This window comes from Streptomyces sp. NPDC001594 (assembly GCF_042893675.1).
Classification (GTDB): domain Bacteria; phylum Actinomycetota; class Actinomycetes; order Streptomycetales; family Streptomycetaceae; genus Streptomyces.
On sequence record NZ_JBIAVB010000004.1, the window covers coordinates 17,522 to 35,956 of the forward strand.

General features: G+C 73.1%; 21 protein-coding genes. 8 read left to right on the top strand and 13 right to left on the bottom strand.

Going from position 1 to position 18,435, the window contains the following annotated elements; all coding sequences use genetic code 11:
* Window positions 1-5: 5 nt before the first annotated feature.
* Both ACFY0O_RS08945 and ACFY0O_RS08950 read right to left on the bottom strand, forming a co-directional pair.
* Window positions 6-647 (bottom strand): DUF6758 family protein, encoded by a 642-nt coding sequence (locus ACFY0O_RS08945; protein WP_388944606.1) that lies wholly within the window; start codon window positions 645-647, stop codon window positions 6-8.
* An 84-nt stretch (window positions 648-731) separates the two neighbouring features.
* Window positions 732-1,316: a suppressor of fused domain protein gene (locus tag ACFY0O_RS08950; protein ID WP_388944609.1), complete on the bottom strand. Its 585-nt coding sequence runs from the start codon at window positions 1,314-1,316 to the stop codon at window positions 732-734.
* Window positions 1,317-1,688: 372 nt separating this feature from the next.
* Here ACFY0O_RS08950 and ACFY0O_RS08955 point away from each other — a divergent pair, with 372 nt between their 5' ends.
* A complete protein-coding gene (locus ACFY0O_RS08955) occupies window positions 1,689-2,801 on the top strand; it encodes a magnesium and cobalt transport protein CorA (RefSeq protein WP_388944611.1) in 1,113 nt (370 codons plus the stop codon).
* A 44-nt stretch (window positions 2,802-2,845) separates the two neighbouring features.
* The gene (locus tag ACFY0O_RS08960; protein WP_358894296.1) at window positions 2,846-3,358 is read left to right on the top strand and encodes a hypothetical protein; all 513 of its coding nucleotides are present in this window, start codon (window positions 2,846-2,848) and stop codon (window positions 3,356-3,358) included.
* Between the two features lie 40 nt (window positions 3,359-3,398).
* On the opposite strand, the gene ACFY0O_RS08965 is transcribed toward ACFY0O_RS08960, so the two are convergent.
* Complete coding sequence (locus ACFY0O_RS08965; RefSeq protein ID WP_388944614.1) at window positions 3,399-4,283, bottom strand: hypothetical protein; 885 nt, start codon at window positions 4,281-4,283, stop codon at window positions 3,399-3,401.
* Window positions 4,284-4,478: 195 nt separating this feature from the next.
* On the opposite strand from ACFY0O_RS08965, the gene ACFY0O_RS08970 reads away from it, so the two are divergent.
* From ACFY0O_RS08970 to ACFY0O_RS08980, 3 genes are all read left to right on the top strand, one after another.
* Window positions 4,479-5,750, top strand: a complete 1,272-nt coding sequence (locus ACFY0O_RS08970) for a magnesium transporter MgtE N-terminal domain-containing protein (protein ID WP_388944617.1) — start codon at window positions 4,479-4,481, stop codon at window positions 5,748-5,750.
* Between the two features lie 166 nt (window positions 5,751-5,916).
* On the top strand, window positions 5,917-6,423 hold the full coding sequence (locus ACFY0O_RS08975) for a DUF1003 domain-containing protein (RefSeq protein WP_388945568.1): 507 nt from the start codon (window positions 5,917-5,919) through the stop codon (window positions 6,421-6,423).
* Window positions 6,424-6,466: 43 nt separating this feature from the next.
* A complete protein-coding gene (locus tag ACFY0O_RS08980) occupies window positions 6,467-7,627 on the top strand; it encodes an Mrp/NBP35 family ATP-binding protein (protein ID WP_388944620.1) in 1,161 nt (386 codons plus the stop codon).
* 83 nt (window positions 7,628-7,710) lie between these two features.
* Here the strand turns inward: ACFY0O_RS08980 and ACFY0O_RS08985 are convergent, their stop codons facing one another.
* From ACFY0O_RS08985 to sigE, 5 genes are all read right to left on the bottom strand, one after another.
* Window positions 7,711-8,427: a hypothetical protein gene (locus ACFY0O_RS08985; protein WP_388944623.1), complete on the bottom strand. Its 717-nt coding sequence runs from the start codon at window positions 8,425-8,427 to the stop codon at window positions 7,711-7,713.
* A gap of 74 nt (window positions 8,428-8,501) precedes the next feature.
* Window positions 8,502-8,960 (bottom strand): sec-independent translocase, encoded by a 459-nt coding sequence (locus ACFY0O_RS08990; RefSeq protein WP_358894291.1) that lies wholly within the window; start codon window positions 8,958-8,960, stop codon window positions 8,502-8,504.
* Window positions 8,961-9,107: 147 nt separating this feature from the next.
* Entirely contained in the window at window positions 9,108-10,646 is a 1,539-nt protein-coding gene (locus tag ACFY0O_RS08995) for a S1C family serine protease (protein ID WP_388944626.1), read from the bottom strand.
* A 113-nt stretch (window positions 10,647-10,759) separates the two neighbouring features.
* Complete coding sequence (locus ACFY0O_RS09000) at window positions 10,760-11,413, bottom strand: zf-HC2 domain-containing protein (protein ID WP_358894289.1); 654 nt, start codon at window positions 11,411-11,413, stop codon at window positions 10,760-10,762.
* On the bottom strand, window positions 11,410-12,189 hold the full coding sequence (gene sigE, locus ACFY0O_RS09005; RefSeq protein WP_079429641.1) for an RNA polymerase sigma factor SigE: 780 nt from the start codon (window positions 12,187-12,189) through the stop codon (window positions 11,410-11,412). Before sigE ends, ACFY0O_RS09000 begins: the two co-directional genes overlap by 4 nt.
* A 167-nt stretch (window positions 12,190-12,356) precedes the next feature.
* Here sigE and ACFY0O_RS09010 point away from each other — a divergent pair, with 167 nt between their 5' ends.
* The gene (locus ACFY0O_RS09010; RefSeq protein WP_358894288.1) at window positions 12,357-13,019 is read left to right on the top strand and encodes a class I SAM-dependent methyltransferase; all 663 of its coding nucleotides are present in this window, start codon (window positions 12,357-12,359) and stop codon (window positions 13,017-13,019) included.
* Between the two features lie 209 nt (window positions 13,020-13,228).
* Here ACFY0O_RS09010 and ACFY0O_RS09015 read toward each other — a convergent pair whose 3' ends face one another.
* Window positions 13,229-13,396, bottom strand: a complete 168-nt coding sequence (locus ACFY0O_RS09015) for a DUF3117 domain-containing protein (RefSeq protein WP_003966491.1) — start codon at window positions 13,394-13,396, stop codon at window positions 13,229-13,231.
* Between the two features lie 332 nt (window positions 13,397-13,728).
* Between ACFY0O_RS09015 and ACFY0O_RS09020 the strand changes: the two genes are divergently transcribed.
* Entirely contained in the window at window positions 13,729-14,532 is an 804-nt protein-coding gene (locus ACFY0O_RS09020; RefSeq protein ID WP_388944632.1) for an enoyl-CoA hydratase/isomerase family protein, read from the top strand.
* 15 nt (window positions 14,533-14,547) lie between these two features.
* Here the strand turns inward: ACFY0O_RS09020 and ACFY0O_RS09025 are convergent, their stop codons facing one another.
* Both ACFY0O_RS09025 and ACFY0O_RS09030 read right to left on the bottom strand, forming a co-directional pair.
* Complete coding sequence (locus tag ACFY0O_RS09025; protein WP_388944635.1) at window positions 14,548-15,129, bottom strand: DNA-3-methyladenine glycosylase I; 582 nt, start codon at window positions 15,127-15,129, stop codon at window positions 14,548-14,550.
* A complete protein-coding gene (locus tag ACFY0O_RS09030) occupies window positions 15,126-15,485 on the bottom strand; it encodes a DivIVA domain-containing protein (RefSeq protein ID WP_388944638.1) in 360 nt (119 codons plus the stop codon). The genes ACFY0O_RS09025 and ACFY0O_RS09030 overlap by 4 nt, the downstream gene beginning before the upstream one ends.
* Window positions 15,486-15,567: 82 nt before the next feature.
* On the opposite strand from ACFY0O_RS09030, the gene folP reads away from it, so the two are divergent.
* Window positions 15,568-16,428 carry a dihydropteroate synthase gene (folP, locus tag ACFY0O_RS09035; protein ID WP_388944641.1) on the top strand — a complete coding sequence of 287 codons (861 nt, stop codon included), beginning with the start codon at window positions 15,568-15,570 and terminating at the stop codon, window positions 16,426-16,428.
* Between the two features lie 36 nt (window positions 16,429-16,464).
* Here the strand turns inward: folP and ACFY0O_RS09040 are convergent, their stop codons facing one another.
* Both ACFY0O_RS09040 and dapE read right to left on the bottom strand, forming a co-directional pair.
* Window positions 16,465-17,223 (bottom strand): TIGR00730 family Rossman fold protein, encoded by a 759-nt coding sequence (locus ACFY0O_RS09040; protein WP_358894283.1) that lies wholly within the window; start codon window positions 17,221-17,223, stop codon window positions 16,465-16,467.
* A gap of 64 nt (window positions 17,224-17,287) precedes the next feature.
* Window positions 17,288-18,367, bottom strand: a complete 1,080-nt coding sequence (dapE, locus tag ACFY0O_RS09045; protein ID WP_388944645.1) for a succinyl-diaminopimelate desuccinylase — start codon at window positions 18,365-18,367, stop codon at window positions 17,288-17,290.
* Window positions 18,368-18,435: the final 68 nt, after the last annotated feature.

An 18,435-nucleotide genomic window follows, 5' to 3' on the forward strand; every position in this document is an offset into this window, starting at 1 on the left:
TCGCCTCAGGGCCCCAGGATGCGCGGGCTCAGGGCCCCGCACGGGACCAGTTCCACCTCCGCGCCCGCGTCGCGGAGGTCGGCCAGGACGAGTTCGTCATACATGAGGAGGCCCGACTGTTCCGGCCAGACGATGGCCCACAGCCACAGGCCCCGGGCCTCGCCCGCGAAGACGGCGCGGTCCTCCGGGGGGCCCTTCACGTGCCACAGCGGGGTCGGCCTGCCGTCGGCGACGACCTTGGCGTGCGGGGGGCCCGAGACGTCGAGGCCCGGGCCGGGGTCGGGGCCGTCGATGCCCGCGAAGCGGGCTCCGAGGCCGACGCCGAGTTCCTCGGCGACCAGCAGCAGCTCGCCCAGGCCGCCCAGCGGGCCGGGGCCGGTGCAGGCCACGACCGAGGCCCGGCCGCCGGTCCGGTCGTCACCGGCGGACGCCACCCCGGTGAACAGCCAGCCCACCGGCAGCGGCCAGGGCATCCACACCGGCACCTTGGACCGGTTCGCCACCACGGCCAGAGCCTCCACGCTGGGCGGGATGACGGGCTGCAGCGGGTGGACGGGGCCGTGCACGGCGCACTGCCAGGAGTCGGAGAAAAGACCGGGCGCGCGGACCCGGCCACCACACTTCGGGCAACTCGGTTCGCCCCTCATAGGAAGCACGCTCCTCCCCGCCCGGCGCCCCGTCAAGACGCGATCACCCGTCCGGATGGCATGCGGTGCCCGCGGGTGCCGCGCTCAGTCCAGTGCGACGGCCGTACGCAGAGGGTCCCGCAGATCCGTGCCGCGCGCGAGCCAGCGCTCCTGGAGGGCGGCCGCGCCGTGCACCCGCTTCCAGGCGGCCTCGTTCGCCGTCATCGGCAGCAGCGGGAGGAAGTGGACGGGGTCCATCGGCTCGTCCAGTTCCAGGTCCTCGACCAGTCCGCCCGGCTCCGCGACGAGGACCGAGGTGAACGGCGCCCCGTCCCACAGCGGTTCGCCGACGTCCAGGGAGGCGCCGGGGGCCACGACGAGCCCCTCGACCACCGGCGAGGCCGCCAGCACCGCGAGGGGGCGCAGCACCTTGTCGGTGGGCGCGAGCCCCGCCCGTACCGTCAGCACCAGCTCGGCGCGCGGGCCGCGCACCGGGTCGGCGACCACGGCGGTCGGGTCGGTCATGGGGTGCGCGGACATGCCGATGGTCGCGTACCGCACGAGGTCGCCCTCGGCGAAGCGGAGGACCTCGATGCGGTCGGTGCCGAGGAAGGTGACGGCGGCGCGGGCGTCGGGTTCGCCGAACGCGCTGCGCAGCCGGGCTTCGACGAGAGCCGGAATTTCTGCCATGGAGGGAGCATAGAACTCCTATCCGGCGGGTAAAGACCGGCGTTTGACCATCCGTCGGCTGATAGTGTTGACAGCCGGTCGGGGCCGCGTGCAGAAGCATGTTCAGGGCTCCGGCGACAGGACGTCCCCCACGGGGGACCGGCCGGAGGAGGTGGGGCTGCGATGGATCGAAGTCGATCGTGCAGTACCAATCGCTCTTCGGCGACTTTCCAGGGCGGCTCCAGCCCCCTTTGATCTTCTGATCAGCAGAAGAGCGACGGCAGAACTTCGTCCTCCCGTCCTGTTTCCCTCCGTCCGCGCGGACCTGCCCGCGTGTCGCCGGAGGGCCTCCCACCCGTACGGTCCGCAGCCGTGCGCGAGAAGGAGCCTGCCATGTCGATGCTGCCCTACCTGCGTGCCGCCGTCCGTCCGGCACTGCGCAGGTCCACCCCCGTACAGCCCGGCTACGACGCCACCCGTGACCCGTCCGCGAGCAGCGCGGTCGTCGACTGCGCCGTCTACCGCGACGGCCGGCGGGCGCAGGGCGACCGTCTGACGCCGCGTGAGGCGCTGCGCCGGGTCCGGGAGGACGGCGGGTTCGCCTGGATCGGTCTGCACGAGCCGACCGAGGCGGAGTTCGCGGGGATCGCCGCCACCTTCGGGCTGCACCCCCTGGCGGTGGAGGACGCGGTGCACGCGCACCAGCGGCCGAAGCTGGAGCGCTACGACGAGACCCTCTTCACGGTCTTCAAGACGATCCACTACGTGGAGCACGCCGAACTGACCGCCACCAGCGAGGTGGTGGAGACCGGCGAGGTGATGTGCTTCACGGGCCCCGACTTCGTGATCACGGTCCGGCACGGCGGCCAGGGCTCCCTGCGGACCCTGCGCCACCGCCTCCAGGACGACCCGCAGCTCCTCGCCCGGGGTCCGTCGGCGGTGCTGCACTCGATCGCCGACCACGTGGTGGACGGGTACATCGCGGTCGCGGCGGCGGTGCAGGACGACATCGACGAGGTGGAGAGCGCGGTGTTCGCCGCCCCCGCGAAGGGTGTCGCCCGGGGTGGCGACGCGGGCCGCATCTACCAGCTCAAGCGGGAGGTGCTGGAGTTCAAGCGGGCGGTGTCCCCGCTGCTGCGGCCGATGGAGCTGCTGAGCGAGCGGCCGATGCGGCTGGTGGACCCGGACATCCAGAAGTACTTCCGCGACGTCGCCGACCACCTGGCCCGGGTGCACGAGCAGGTCATCGGCTTCGACGAGCTGCTGAACTCCATCCTCCAGGCGAACCTGGCCCAGGCCTCGGTCGCCCAGAACGAGGACATGCGCAAGATCACCTCCTGGGCGGCGATCATCGCCGTGCCCACGATGATCTGCGGCGTGTACGGGATGAACTTCGACCACATGCCGGAGCTGCACTGGCGCTACGGCTATCCGATGGTGATGGCCGCGATCGTCGGCAGCTGCTTCGCCATCCACCGGGCCCTGCGCCGCAACGGCTGGCTGTAGTAGCCAACGGTAGCGGGCGGGTGCCCACCGCCTACCCTGTGCACATGACTCTCAGCGCACTCGACCTGGCCCTCGTCGAGGAGGCCTCCAAGAAGTCCGGCCTGATCTGGGTCCGCGGCGCCGGCGCGGACCGGGCGCTGTGGCACGCCTGGGTGGACGGTGCCGCGCACGTGCTCGGTGACGGGCCCGGCGAGCAGCCGTTCCCGGGGCTCGCCGACGGGGCCGCCGCCGAGGTGACGGTCCGCAGCAAGGACAAGGGCGGCCGGCTCGTGGCCTGGACGGCGGCGGTGCGGGAGCTCGCGCCCGGCAGCGGTCCGTGGGAGGCCGCCGTCGCCGAGCTGAAGGGCAAGCGGCTGAACGCCCCCGACTCGGAGGCGATGACGCAACGCTGGGCGCGGGAGTGCCGGCTGCTGCGGCTGGAGCCGGTGGCGGTGGCGGACCGGCTGCCCGTGGGCTCGCTGGCCGCGGCGCCCCTGGCCTCCCCCGCGACCACCCGCAGGGCGATCCCGGCGGGTCTGCCGAAGCTGCTGCTGAAGCGGAAGAAGAAGCGGGGCTGAGACCAGACCAGGCCTGGCGGGGCCGGGGCCTGCGGGGGCCTCAGCCGCCGGTCGGGTTGGAGCCCTGGCCGGCGGAGCCGCCGCCGGTGGAGCCGGAGCCTGCCGTGCCGGCGCTCTTGGACGGGGCCGGGGAGACGCCCGTCCCCGTGCCCTTGCCGCCGGTGGCGGCGCCCGTGGCGCCCGTGCCGCCCGTGCCGTCCTTGGTGGTCGGCAGCTGGGAGCCGTAGTCCACGGTCTGGTCCTGCGCCGGCGCCTCCAGCGGGAAGGTCTTGCCCCACTCGGACAGCTCGATCCGGCCCGCGCCGCCCGCGCGCTCCATCAGCAGCGGGTACGGGGTCCCCTCCAGGGAGACCATGAGCTTGCCGCCCTTGCCCGCGTCGGCCGAGACCGGCACCGCCCGGCTGTGCCCGACGGTGGTGTAGCCGCCCTTGGTGAGCTTGCCCTGGAGGCCGAGGAGCCCGTCGAGCAGCACGTGCATGTCGGTGAACCCGCGGAACTGCTTGTACGTGGGATCGCTCTCGGGGACCTTCACGTACTTGTCGCCGAGCTTGCCGGCCGAGTCCGACTTCCCCCAGAAGGCCGCGCTCGCCTTGAGGTACAGCTGTTCGCCGACCCGCAGCACCTGGAAGGTGTCGGCCTGCGACTTCACCTCGCCGGAGCCCCCGTCGGCCTTGAGCCGCAGGTCGAGGGTGAAGGGCTTGCCCCCGACGACGAGGTTCCCGGAGAGGTGGACCGAGTTGGCGGCGGCGGCCGCGGCCTTCGCCTGGCCCTCGATCTTCTCCGGCGTCTGCTTGCCGACCCCGTTCGTCCCCTTGTCGGGGTCCGTCTTCTCCGCGCAGCCCGTCGCGGTGACGGCGATGCCCGCGCACAGGGCACCGATGACGGCGGCCCGGCGCAGCCGTACGGCGGAGGAGTGGGCGCTCACGTCGGGTGCCTCTCGTCGTGGGTCGGCTCGGTACGGCTCCCGGCGGTGGCCGCAGGAGCAGCAGGCAGCGTACCCGGCTGCGCGGCCGGTCCCGCCGGACCCCCGGCCGGACCGCCCCACCAGGACGCTTTCCCCCGGCAGGGGCTAGCCTGAGGCACGGCAGGACTGGTGATGGACGCTCTAGGAGGCGCTCGGATGGTGGCAGGCGCCCCGCGGATCTTCGTCTCGCATCTGTCGGGTGTGCCCGTCTTCGATCCCAACGGCGACCAGGTGGGCCGGGTCCGCGACCTCGTGGCGATGCTGCGCGTGGGCGGCCGCCCGCCCCGGCTGCTGGGGCTGGTGGTCGAGGTGGTCAGCCGGCGCAGGATCTTCCTGCCCATGACCCGGGTGACGGGCGTGGAGTCCGGGCAGGTCATCACCACCGGCGTGGTCAACATGCGGCGTTTCGAGCAGCGGCCGACCGAGCGGCTGATCATCGGCGAGCTGCTGGACCGCCGGGTGACGCTGGTGGGCGGCGGCGAGGAGGTCACCGTCCTGGACGTGGCCATCCAGCAGCTGCCGGCCCGCCGCGACTGGGAGATCGACCGGATCTTCGTCCGCAAGGGCAAGGGGGGCGCGCTGCGCCGCCGCGGCGAGACGCTGACGGTGGAGTGGTCGGCGGTGACGGGCTTCTCGTTGGAGGAGGAGGGCCAGGGCGCGGAGAACCTGGTCGCCACCTTCGAGCAGATGCGCCCGGCCGACGTGGCGAACGTGCTGCACCACCTGACGCCCAAGCGGCGCGCCGAGGTGGCCAACGCCCTCGACGACGACCGGCTGGCGGACGTGCTGGAGGAGCTGCCGGAGGACGAGCAGGTGGAGATCCTCGGCAAGCTGAAGGAGGAGCGCGCCGCCGACGTCCTGGAGGCGATGGACCCGGACGACGCGGCCGACCTGCTGTCCGAGCTGCCGGAGGACGACAAGGAGCGGCTGCTGACGCTGATGCAGCCGGACGACGCGGCCGACGTGCGCCGCCTGCTGTCGTACGAGGAGAACACCGCGGGCGGTCTGATGACCACCGAGCCGATCGTGCTGCGGCCCGACGCGACGGTCGCCGACGCGCTGGCCCGCGTGCGCCAGTCGGACCTGTCGCCGGCGCTGGCGGCGCAGGTGTACGTGTGCCGGCCGCCGGACGAGACGCCGACCGGCAAGTACCTGGGGACGGTGCACTTCCAGCGGCTGCTGCGGGACCCTCCGTTCACGTTGGTGAGCTCGATCGTGGACACGGACCTGCCGCCGCTGCCCCCGGACGCCTCGCTGCCCGTCGTGACGAGCTACCTGGCCGCGTACAACATGGTGGCGGCGCCGGTCGTCGACGAGAGCGGTTCGCTGCTGGGCGCGGTGACGGTCGACGACGTCCTGGACCACCTGCTGCCCGACGACTGGCGGGAGACGGACTTCCACTCCGAGGAGGCCGTACGTGGCCACTGAACGCGGACGCGGCGAGGGCGCGCGCGAGCGCCGCCGGGAGCGCCGCGAGCAGGCCCGTGAAGGGCTCTCGGAGCGCTTGGAGGAGGCGGCGCGGCTGCGCGGCGAGCGGTCGGCGGAACGTTCCTTCGAGCGGGCACGCAGCGGTTCGCCCTCGGGGGCGAGTGCGCTGACCCGTTCGCGGGTGCGGCTGGACCAGCCGCGCCAGGCCCGGCGCAAGCTGCTGCCGGAGTACGACCCGGAGGCCTTCGGGCGGCTGTCGGAGCGGGTGGCGCGGTTCCTCGGCACGGGCCGGTTCATCGTCTGGATGACGCTGGTCATCGTGGTGTGGGTGCTGTGGAACGTCTTCGCCCCGGACCACCTGCGCTTCGACCAGTACCCCTTCATCTTCCTGACGCTGATGCTGTCGCTGCAGGCCTCGTACGCGGCCCCGCTGATCCTGCTGGCGCAGAACCGGCAGGACGACCGGGACCGGGTCACCCACGAGCAGGACCGCAAGCAGAACGAGCGGTCGATCGCGGACACCGAGTACCTGACCCGGGAGATCGCGGCGCTGCGGATGGGCCTGGGCGAGGTCGCCACGCGCGACTGGATCCGCTCGGAGTTCCAGGACCTGATCAAGGAGATGGACGAGCGGCGGCTGTTCCAGGGTGAAAGTGACGAAGGCGACCGCTGACGGGCTTACCGGAGCCGTGCTACCGAGCCGTACCATCAGGGACATGGCTACCGAGACACCCTCCGCCGCCGTGCCGGAGCAGGACGCGATCCTGGACGCGCTGGCGACGGTCAACGACCCCGAGATCCACCGGCCGATCACCGAACTCGGCATGGTCAAATCGGTGGAGATCGGCGACGGCGGCGCGGTCGCCGTCACGGTGTACCTGACGGTGTCGGGCTGCCCCATGCGCGAGACCATCACCAAGAACGTCACCGACGCCGTCGCGAAGGTCGCGGGCGTCACCTCCGTCGCCGTCTCCCTGGACGTGATGAGCGACGAGCAGCGCAAGGAGCTCGCCGCCACCCTGCGCGGCGGCACCGCCGAGCGCGAGGTGCCCTTCGCCAAGCCGGGCTCGCTGACCCGCGTCTACGCGGTCGCCTCCGGCAAGGGCGGCGTGGGCAAGTCCTCCGTCACGGTCAACCTGGCGGCGGCGATGGCGGCCGACGGCCTGAAGGTCGGCGTGGTCGACGCGGACATCTACGGCCACAGCGTGCCGCGGATGCTGGGTGTGGACGGCAAGCCCACCCAGGTCGAGAACATGATCATGCCGCCGTCCGCGCACGGCGTGAAGGTCATCTCCATCGGCATGTTCACCCCGGGCAACGCCCCGGTGGTGTGGCGCGGCCCGATGCTGCACCGCGCGCTCCAGCAGTTCCTGGCCGACGTGTTCTGGGGCGACCTGGACGTGCTGCTGCTGGACCTCCCGCCGGGCACGGGCGACATCGCCATCTCGGTGGCGCAGCTGGTCCCGAACGCGGAGATCCTGGTCGTCACCACCCCGCAGCAGGCGGCGGCCGAGGTCGCGGAGCGGGCCGGCTCGATCGCCGTGCAGACGCACCAGAAGATCGTCGGCGTCGTCGAGAACATGTCGGGCCTGCCGTGCCCGCACTGCGACGAGATGGTGGACGTCTTCGGCACGGGCGGCGGCCAGCTGGTCGCGGACGGCCTGACGAAGACCACGGGCGCCACGGTGCCGGTGCTGGGACAGATCCCGATCGACGTGCGGCTGCGCGAGGGCGGCGACAACGGCGAGCCGGTCGTCCTGGCCGACCCGGACTCCCCGGCCGGCGCGGCCCTGCGCACGATCGCCGGCAAGCTGGGCGGGCGGGCCCGCGGCCTGTCGGGCATGTCCCTGGGCATCACGCCGCGCAACAAGTTCTGAGAGAGGTGCGGGCGGCCCGCAGGGCCGCGCAGCGTGAAGGGCACCGCCGCAAGGCGGTGCCCTTTCCCGTACCCCGGACCGGGTTACTCGTACGACCCCAGGTCGGCGATGGCCGAGAAGCCGAGCCCGTACGCGCTCATCCCCCGCCCGTACGCCCCGAGGTGCACCCCGCTCCCGGTGGATCCGGCGAGCACCCACCCGAACTCCGACTCCCGGTAGTGGAACGGCGTCGGCTCCCCGTCCACCGGCAGCGACAGCGTCGACCAGTCCGGCCCCGTGAGGTCGTCGGCGAGCTCCCACGCGGCTTCCGTCTGCTGGTCCAGCCAGTCGTCGCGCAGGCTGTGGTCCATCTGCGGCGGCCAGCTGTAGGCCAACAGCCCGGAGCCGGCCAGCCAGGCGGCCGAGGAGACCGAGGTGGCCTCCAGGACGCCGGTGCCGTCGCCGCTGCGGCGCAGGGGGTTGCTGGCGACCGTGACGACCACCGCGAAGCGTTCCTTCTCCCCGGTGGCGATCTCACCCCGGACCGAGGGCTCGTCGCCGTGGCCGGTGGAGCCGTGCTCCACGGTGCCGTCGGCGCCGGTGCCGACCTGCATGAGCCAGCGGGGGCCGGTGAAGGCCCCGTCCAGCCCGTACCAGGGGAACTCCGCCTTCAGGTAGCCCTCGGCCGCCCGGCGGGCCGCAGGGACGGGGGCGGTGGCGTCGGCGGGCGGCGCCGCCGGCCCGGCCTGCGGGGCCGTGGCGTCGGGGGCTTCGGCGGGCTGTGCGCCCACCCGGCTGCTGCTCGTGCTCGTCGTCTCCATGGGCGCCTCTCGTTCCGTGGGGTCGGCAGATGGAGGATAGCCATCCGGTCCGGGATCGAGGGGCAGGCCGGGGCTCAGGTGGCGTCGGCGTCGAAGGGCGTACGGGCTTCCTGGGCCGGTGCGGCGGGCTTCTTGAGCAGATCGGGGCCGGTACCGGCGGCGGGCGTGGCGGGGGCCGCCGCAGCCGGGGAGGCGGAGGGCGCCGGGCCGGTGTCGCGGCTGTTGACCGCGTCGGTGACCTCGTTCAGCTCCTTGCGGAGGTCGAAGCTGCTGCGCAGCTCCTGGAGGTCCTCGTTCTCCGTGAGCTGCTTGCGGATGAAGGTCTTGGGGTTCAGGTCCTCGAACTCGAAGTCCTTGAACTCGGGTCCCAGTTCGGAGCGGATGTCCTGCTTGGCACTGTCCGAGAACGCGCGGATCTTGCGGATGAAGCCCGAGACGTCCTGGATCACCTTCGGGAGCTTGTCCGGCCCGAAGATGAGGATGGCGAGCACCACGATGGTGACCAGCTCGAGTGCGCCTATGTCGTTGAACACCTTGCCGCTCCTCGGCTCTCTCCACTTCCGGCCCGGTCAACGGTACCCGGCGTTCCCGGCCCGCCCCTACGCCGGTGCGGGCCCTTCGTCGGATTCACCCGGCCGTCGTGCCGTGTTTGCCGGACGGACGCCGGGTCGCGGGTGCTCTCAGGAGCCGCTGGCCGAGCCGAGCACCACGTCCAGGGTGTGCTCGCGGGCGTCGCGGAGCACGGTCAGGGAGAGGTGGTCGCCGGGCCGGTGGGCGCGGATCTTGATGATCAGCTCGTCGCCGCCGTGGACGCGGACGCCGTCCACCTTGGTGATCACGTCGCCGGGGCGGACGCCGGCGCGGGCGCCGGGGCCGTCGGCGACGACGGCGGGCTTGCCGTCCCCGCCCTTGGTGTCGACCCGGGCTCCGTCGCCCGTGTACTGCATGTCCAAGGTGACCCCGATGACGGGGTGGGTGGCGTGGCCGGTGCGGATGAGCTCTTCCGCGACGCGCTTGCCCTGGTTGACGGGGATGGCGAAGCCGAGGCCGATGCTGCCGCTCTGGCGGGTGCGCTCGCCGTCGTCCTCGCCCTTGTCGGCGCCGCGGATGGCGCTGTTGATGCCGATGACGCGGGCGCGGGAGTCGAGGAGGGGGCCGCCGGAGTTGCCGGGGTTGATGGGGGCGTCGGTCTGGAGGGCGTCGACGTAGCTGACGTCGCTGCCGCTGCCCTTGTCGCCGCCGGCGGTGATGGGGCGGCCGGTGGCGCTGATGATGCCGGCGGTGACGGTGTTGGAGAGGTCGAAGGGGGCGCCGATGGCGACCACGGGGTCGCCGACGCGGACGTTCTCGGAGTTGCCGAGGGCCAGCGGGCGCAGGCCGCTGACCCCGGTGACCTTGACGACGGCCAGGTCGTAGCCGGTGTCGCGGCCGACCAGCTCGGCGGTGACGCTGTCGCCGGTGCTGAAGGTGACGGTTATGTCCTTGGCGTCGGCCACGACGTGGTTGTTGGTCAGGATGTGGCCCTGTCCGTCCAGGACGAAGCCGGTTCCGGTGCCGCCGCCCTCGCCTCCGCTGACGTGGAGGGTGACCACGCCGGGCAGGGCGGTGGCGGCGATGCCGGCCACGCTGTCCGGGGCCCGGCCCCTGCCGTCGACGGCGGCCTGCGGGAGTTCCAGGCGGGTGCTGGTGCGGCGCTCGGCGAGGATGCCGAGCCAGCCGCCGACGCCGCCGGCCAGGAGGGCGATCACGACGCCGAAGACGGCCAGCCGCCACAGGGAGGGCCCGCGCCGCGGGGGCGCGCCCTGGTCGTCCACGACGTGGAGGGGCTGGTCGCCCCAGGGGTCGTACCGGGGCCCGGTGACGAGCTCGGCGTCGACGCCGGCCCCGCCCGGCTCAGGGGCGGCCTCGACCGCCGCTGCGGTACCGGCTGCGGGGGCGGCGTGCGGGGCGGGGGCGGGCGCGGGGTCAGGCGCGGGGCTCGGGGCCGGTGCAGTGCCGAGCGCGGGGGCGGCGCCCGACGCCGGCGCGGCGTCGGGCGCGGGGTGCGGGGCTGGTGTCGGGGCGGCGGGGGCCGGCGGGTGGGCGTTCGGGGTGTTCTGAGGGGCGCGGGGGGCGGGAACGGCCGGGGTGGCGGTGTCCGCGGATCCCTCGCGCGGCGCGGGGGCGGACGGCCGGCTCCCTCCGGTGGGAGCCGGGCCGTTCTGCTGACTGTCGGACATGTGCGCTCCCCCGCGGGCCTGGCGCGCCGCAGGGCGGCACGTGTGCCGCAGATTCAACCAGGTGCCGGACCTCCGCGCTGGCCCGGGGCGAAGCCGCGGCCCGGGCCGGGCTGTCAGCGGGTGAGGGAGGCCGGCTGGGCCGTGACCGGGGGCGGGGACACGGCCGTGGGCAGCGGGGCGGACGGGCTCGGGCCGCGCACCCCGTCGCGCAGCGGCAGCCGGTCGCGGATGGCGGCGTCGGTCAGCGGGATCGACGGCCCGGGCCGCGAGGCCGGCGCCTCACCACGGGCGTTCGGCTCGATCGCGTCCAGCGGAAGCGTGCCGCCCAGGGCGATCGCGGCCAGCGACACGGCTCCGGCCGCGACGAAGGCGAGGCGGCGTCTGGGACGCCCCATCTCATGGATGCGGAACCCTTCCCGCGGAGCGGCCGGGACGGCGTAACCGAAGGTGGCGAAAGGGTCGGCACCCGGAGGGGCCGCGGGGCGGGGCGCACCGGGTCCGCCCGGCGGTCCCGCGGGGCCCTCGGGGCCCGTGCCCGGCAGGCCCTGGAGCCGCGCCAGCAGTCCGGCGGACAGCGGCGGCGGGGCGCTCTCCACGAAGAGGGTCTTCAGTCTGCGCTGCGCGTCGGCCTCGGCCTTGCACTTGGCGCAGGTGGCCAGGTGCGCCAGGACCCGCTCGCGGGCATCGTGCTTCAGCTCCCCGTCCACCAGGGCGGCGAGGCGGTCGCCCAGGTGCTGTTCGGCGGGGGACGGACTGACTCCGCTCACTCGGCTCCGCCCTCTCCCCCGGCGCCCGGGGCGCCCACCGCCACACCGGCCAGGGCGCGCTGGGAGGCGCGGGCCTCGGGAGAGCGGTGCTTGAGCGCCTTGCGCAGGTGTGAACGGCCGCGGTGGATACGGCTGCGGACGGTCCCGAGCTTCACGCCGAGGGTGGCGGCGATCTCCTCGTAGGAGAGGCCCTCGATGTCGCAGAGCACCACGGCGGCGCGGAACTCGGGCGCGAGGGTGTCCAGCGCCTGCTGCACGTCGGCGTCGAAGTGCGTGTCGTGGAGCACCTGCTGGGGGGAGGGCTCACGGCTGGGGAGCCGCTCGGCGGCGTCGTCGGCGAGCGCGTCGAAGCGGATCCGCTGCTTGCGGCGGACCATGTCCAGGAACAGGTTGGTGGTGATGCGGTGCAGCCAGCCCTCGAAGGTGCCGGGCGTGTACGTGGACAGCGAGCGGAAGACGCGGACGAAGACCTCCTGCGTGAGGTCCTCGGCGTCGTGCTGGTTGCCCGTCAGGCGGTAGGCGAGGCGGTAGACCCGCGCGCTGTGCGTGCTGACGATCTCCTCCCAGGTGGGAGGGGTCCACGCCTGGGAGCCCGCATCGGCGGCAAAGGTCGCGGTGGTCGCGGTGTGGGCGGTGTGGAAACGGTCAGCGGTGTAGGTCACGGATTTCGGCTCACCCGCCGACCAGAAGAGACGTCTCAGTACGCCTCCACGATCCACAGGCGCAGCCGCACCTCCCCTGTCGGCTCTGGTGGTGTCCAGTGGAGCCCCTACCATAGCCACCCCTCCCGTCAGCTCCGGATAAGCATTTTTGCAGTAACTTTGCCCGGGACTCGGGTTCCGCTTCGCCGTTCTGCCCGCCGGCGTCCCCTCTATCCCGCCTCTCACCCTCCCAACGCCCGGTCCCATCTGCGGGTTCCCGACTCCAGCGGATACAGTCACCGTTGCGCCAACTATGGGGACAGGAGAGGGTCATTACCGGCAACCGGCAGACGAGCTGGGCGTTCGCCGACGCGTTCGTCGCCGAGGACGACGCCCTGCGATGGGCCCGCGACCGGTCCAGGGAAGCGGGCCTGCGCTCCGTCTCCCCCGGCACCGGGGCCGCGCTGCGTCTGCTCGCCGCCACCGCGGACGCCAAGGCGGTCGCCGAGATCGGCACCGGGACGGGGGTCTCGGGGATCCACCTGCTGCACGGGATGCGGCCGGACGGGGTACTGACCACGGTGGACCCGGAACCGGACCGGCAGGCCTTCGCCCGGCAGGCGTTCCGCGCGGCGGGCTTCGCGGGCAACCGGGCCCGGTTCATCCCCGGGCGGGCCCTGGACGTGCTGCCGCGGCTCGCCGACGGCGGGTACGACCTGGTGTTCTGCGACGGGGACCCGACCGAGTCGCTGGACTACCTCGCGGAATCGTTGCGCCTGCTGCGCCCCGGGGGGCTGGTGTGCTTCGAGGGGGTGTTCGCGGACGGGCGCACGGTGGACTCCGCCGCCCAGCCGGTGGAGGTGCTGCGGGTGCGGGAGCTGCTGCGCAGCGTCCGGGAGAGTCCTGCGCTGGAAGCGGCGCTGCTGCCGGTGGGCGACGGGTTGCTCTGCGCGGTGCGGCGGTAGGTCGTGCCGCCGGGGCCGGGGGGCGCTGCGCGTAGCCTCTCCCCGCCCCGCCCTTTCTCCGTTTCCACCTCAAGCGCCGGTGGGGCTGAAACGACTACGCCCCGGCGGGGCTGAGGGTTGCCGGCGGGGCTGGATCTGCCGGCGGGACAAAGCAACACCGCCCCCGCCGCGGGTGCGGCGGGGGCGGTGCAGAGATCTGTGGCCGAGGCTCAGCCGACGACCTTCTTCAGGGCGTCACCCAGGGCGTCCGCCTCGTCCGGCGTCAGCTCGACGACAAGCCGACCGCCGCCTTCGAGCGGTACGCGCATGACGATGCCTCGCCCCTCCTTGGTGACCTCGAGCGGGCCGTCGCCCGTCCGCGGCTTCATGGCCGCCATGCTCGTTCCCCTTCCTGAAACCAGCTCATCGTCAGCCGACGGCCCCGTTCAGGCGCCTAGTACCCGGCATCGAACACATTGCTTCCCAGCCATTATCCCGCATGTCAGGACCCGATGACCAACATCGGCAGGGAACGCTTGGGCAACGCGCTCGGCCAAAACCACTCATTTCGGGGATCCGCCTGCGATACTTCGCCGCCGCTCCCCGGGGAGCGGCTCCGCTTCGTTTGACGCACATCACATGTCCGGCGGTGGTCCCGTCCGCCATGCTGACCCTTGGACCGGCCGGTACCGGCCGGTAGCCACACCCGCGACGAAGGGGGACCCCCGCCATGGCCGACAGCGTGCTCTACGAAGTGACCGACGGACTCGCGAAGGTCACGATCAACCGGCCCGACGCGATGAACGCCATGAACACGGAGGCCAAGGTCGCCCTGCGCGACGCCGTGCAGGCGGCGGCCGCCGACCCGGCCGTGCGGGCGGTCCTGCTGACCGCCTCCGGCACTCGGGCCTTCTGCGTGGGCCAGGACCTCAAGGAGCACATCGGGAACCTGGCGGCGGACCGCGAGACCGGCTCGCGGCTCACGATGAACACCGTCTCCGAGCACTACAACCCGATCGTGCGGGCCCTCACCGAGATGCCCAAGCCCGTGGTGGCCGGGGTCAACGGCGTCGCGGCCGGGGCGGGCTTCGGGTTCGCGCTGGCGGCGGACTTCCGGGTGGTCGCCGACACCGCCTCCTTCAACACCTCGTTCGCCGGTGTCGCCCTGACCGCCGACTCCGGGGTCTCCTGGACCCTGCCCCGGCTGATCGGCGCCTCCCGGGCCTCCGACCTGCTGCTGTTCCCCCGCTCGATCAAGGCGCAGGAGGCCTACGAGCTGGGCATCGTCAACCGGCTCGTCCCGGCGGACTCCCTGCACGAGGAGGCCGAGGCGGTCGCCCGGACCCTCGCGGCGGGCCCGACGGTCGCCTACGCGGCCCTGAAGGAGTCCCTCGCGTACGGGGCCTCCCACACCCTCTCCGAGGCCCTGGAGCGGGAGGACGTCCTCCAGACCCGTGCGGGCGCCTCGGAGGACCACTCCATCGCCGTCCAGGCCTTCCTCGCCAAGCAGCCCCCGGAGTACCTGGGCCGCTGAACGTTCACCGACTGTTCACACCTCGCGGGAGACGCACCCCGCGAGGTGGTCGTTGACCAGGCCGCACGCCTGCATCAGGGCGTAGGCCGTGGTGGGCCCGACGAAGCGGACGCCCGCCTTCTTGAGGGCCTTGGCCAGGGCCGTGGACTCCGGGGTGACCGCCGGCACCTCGGCGGTGCTCCGCGGCGCCCGGCCCCTGCGCTTCGGGGCGTGGGACCAGATCAGCGCGTCCAGCTCGCCGGGCTCCCAGCCGGCCAGCACCTTCGCGTTGGCGAGGGTGGCCTCGATCTTGGCCCGGTTGCGGATGATCCCCTCGTCCGCGAGGAGCCGCTCGGCGTCGGCCGGGCCGAACTCCGCGACCGCCGCGATGCTGAAGTCGCGGAAGGCCTTACGGAACCCCTCGCGCCGGCGCAGGATCGTCAGCCAGGACAGCCCGGACTGGAAGGCCTCCAGGCAGAGCCGCTCGTACAGGGCGTCGTCGCCGTGGACCGGCTTGCCCCATTCGGTGTCGTGGTAGGTGACGTAGTCCTCCGTGGACAGGCCCCACGGGCAGCGCAGGCCGCCGTCCGGGCCCGCCAGCAGCCCGCCGCCGCTCACCGCTCCTCCTTGGTGAGGTCGACGGGCCGGTCGGCGGGCGCCGGGGCCACCGCCGGAGCCTGGGCCGCCGGGGTGAGCGCCGCCGTCAGTTCGGCGATCCGCGCGTCCCGCTCGGCGAGCTCCGCCGCGAGCCGGTCCAGTACGTCGTCCACCTCGGCCATCCGGTAGCCGCGCGGCGCGATCGGCAGCCGCAGCGCGTCGATGTCCTCCCGCAGCACCGGCCGGGTCTCGGGCAGGGCGTCGGCCACCCGGTCGGGCTCGGCCTCGGGCAGCACGGCCTCCGCGCCTCCGCCGATCACCGCGAGGGTGACCGCGGCCACGACCACGACCAGCGCGATCAGCAAGAACCAGAACACGATCAACTCCCCTGAGAGACTCCGGCCACCAGGTTAAGGTCGCAGACGTGGCGCGAGGGTCGCCGAAGGAGGAAAGAGCGGGATGCTGCGACTGGGCAGGCGCGAGTTCGACACCCACGAGCCGGTGATCATGGCCATCGTGAACCGGACCCCCGACTCCTTCTACGACCAGGGCGCCACCTTCCGCGACCAGCCGGCGCTGGACCGGGTGGAGCAGGCCGTGGCCGAGGGCGCGGCGATCATCGACATCGGCGGGGTCAAGGCGGGTCCCGGCGAGCACGTGGACGCGGCGGAGGAGGCCCGGCGCACGGTGGGCTTCGTGGCGGAGGTGCGCCGCCGCCACCCGGACGTGGTGATCAGCGTGGACACCTGGCGGCACGAGGTCGGCGAGGCCGTCTGCGAGGCCGGGGCGGACCTGCTGAACGACGCCTGGGGCGGGGTGGACCCCAAGCTGGCGGAGGTCGCGGCGCGCCACGGCGCGGGCCTCGTGTGCACGCACGCGGGCGGGGTCGAGCCGCGCACCCGGCCGCACCGGACCTCGTACGAGGACGTGATGGAGGACATCCTGCGCGTCACGGTCGGGCTCGCGGAGCGGGCCGAGGCCCTCGGCGTGCCCCGGGAGTCGATCCTGATCGACCCGGGCCACGACTTCGGCAAGAACACCCGGCATTCGCTGGAGGCCACCCGCCGCCTGGCGGAGATGACCGAAACGGGTTGGCCGGTCCTGGTCTCCCTGTCCAACAAGGACTTCGTCGGCGAGACCCTGGACAAGCCGGTCAAGGAGCGGCTGCTGGGCACGCTGGCGACCACGGCGGTCTCGGCCTGGCTCGGCGCCCAGGTCTACCGGGTCCACGAGGTCGCGGAGACCAGGCAGGTCCTGGACATGGTCCGGTCGATCCAGGGCCACCGGCCCCCGGCCGTGGCCCGGCGCGGGCTGGCCTGAGCCGGCCCGCGCCCGCGGGCGCCCGTCAGCCGCCGGCTACTTGCCGACTTCCTTCGTCACCAGGGCGATCGCCTCGTCCACGTCGTCCGTGAGGTGGAAGAGGTAGAGGTCCTTCTCCGAGGCCTTGCCCTGGGCGATGACCGTGTTGCGCAGCCAGTCGACGAGCCCGCCCCAGTACTCGGTGCCGAAGAGCACGATGGGGAACCGGGTGATCTTCTGGGTCTGCACCAGGGTCAGCGCCTCGAACATCTCGTCCAGGGTGCCGAACCCGCCGGGCAGCACCACGAACCCCTGGCTGTACTTCACGAACATCGTCTTGCGGACGAAGAAGTACCGGAAGTTCAGCCCGAGGTCGACGTGCTGGTTGAGCCCCTGCTCGAAGGGGAGCTCGATGCCGAGGCCGACCGAGATGCCGTTCGCCTCGCGGGCGCCCTTGTTGGCCGCCTCCATCGCGCCGGGGCCGCCGCCGGTGATGACGGCGAAGCCGGCCTCGACGAGCGCGCTGCCGATCCGTACGCCGGCCTCGTACTCCGGTGAGCCCACCGCGGTGCGGGCCGAGCCGAACACGCTGATCGCGGGCGGCAGCTCGGCGAGCGTGCCGAAGCCCTCGATGAACTCCGACTGGATGCGCAGGACCCGCCAGGGGTCGGTGTGCACCCACTCGGAGGGGCCCGCCGAGTCCAGCAGCCGCTGGTCCGTCGTACTGCCCGCCTGCACCTGACCCCGCCTGCGCAGCACCGGCCCGAGCTGCTGCTCCTCGGGGCGCCGGCTCCCACTGCCTTCGGAGTTGCCCATGATGTGCTCCCTCCTGCTGATCGTTGGATCAGGTTAGGCGCACAAAAGTGACGGGAGGGGGAATTTACGAGGTCAGCCAGGCGCGGAGTCGTTCCTCGCAGTGCAGGATGGCCTTGGTCTCGACCCGCTCGTCCACCTTGTGCGCGAGCAGTGCGTCACCCGGCCCGTAGTTGACGGCGGGGACGCCGAGGGCGCTGAAGCGGGAGACGTCCGTCCAGCCGAACTTGGGCATGGCGTGGCCGCCGACGGCCTCCATGAACGCCGCGGCCGCCGGGTGGGACAGGCCGGGCAGGGCGCCGGGCGAGGAGTCGTCCACGGTGAAGGCGTCGACGCCGCAGTCGGCGAAGACCTCGCGCACGTGGGCGAGGGCCTCGGCCTCGCTGCGGTCGGGGGCGTAGCGGAAGTTGACCGTGACCGTGCAGGCGTCCGGGATCACGTTGTTGGCGACGCCGCCCTCGATGCGGACGGCGTTGAGGCCCTCGTGGTACTCCAGGCCGTCGATGACGGGCTTGCGGGGCTCGTAGGCGGCCAGCTTCGCCAGGATCGGGCCCGCGGCGTGGATGGCGTTGGAGCCCATCCAGCTGCGGGCGGAGTGGGCCCGCTCGCCGCGGGTGTGCAGCAGGACGCGCAGGGTGCCCTGGCAGCCGCCCTCGACCTCGGCGTTGGAGGGCTCCAGCAGGACGGCGAAGTCGCCGGCCAGCCAGTCGGGGTGGGCGGCGGCGACCTTGCCGAGGCCGTTGAGGTCGGCGGCGACCTCCTCCTGGTCGTAGAAGACGAAGGTGAGGTCGCGGTTGGGCGCGGGCACGGTGGCGGCGATCCGCAGCTGTACGGCGATCCCGGACTTCATGTCCGTCGTGCCGCAGCCCCACAGGACGTCGTTCTCGTCCAGCCGGGACGGGACGTTCCCGGCGATCGGCACGGTGTCGAGGTGCCCGGCGAGCACGACGCGCTCGGCGCGGCCGAGGTCGGTGCGGGCGACGACGTTGTTGCCGAGGCGGTCGACGGTCAGGTGCGGCAGGCGGCGCAGGGCGTCTTCCACGAGGTCGGCGAGCACCTTCTCGTCGCCGCTCTCGGAGGGGATGTCGACGAGGCGGGCGGTCAGCCGGGCGGCGTCGAGGGTGAGGTCGAGCTCGGATTCGGACATGAACCGACCCTAACGCCCCGGGATGGGCGGGTACCGGCGGCGTCCGGTCGGTGGACGCGTTATCGGCC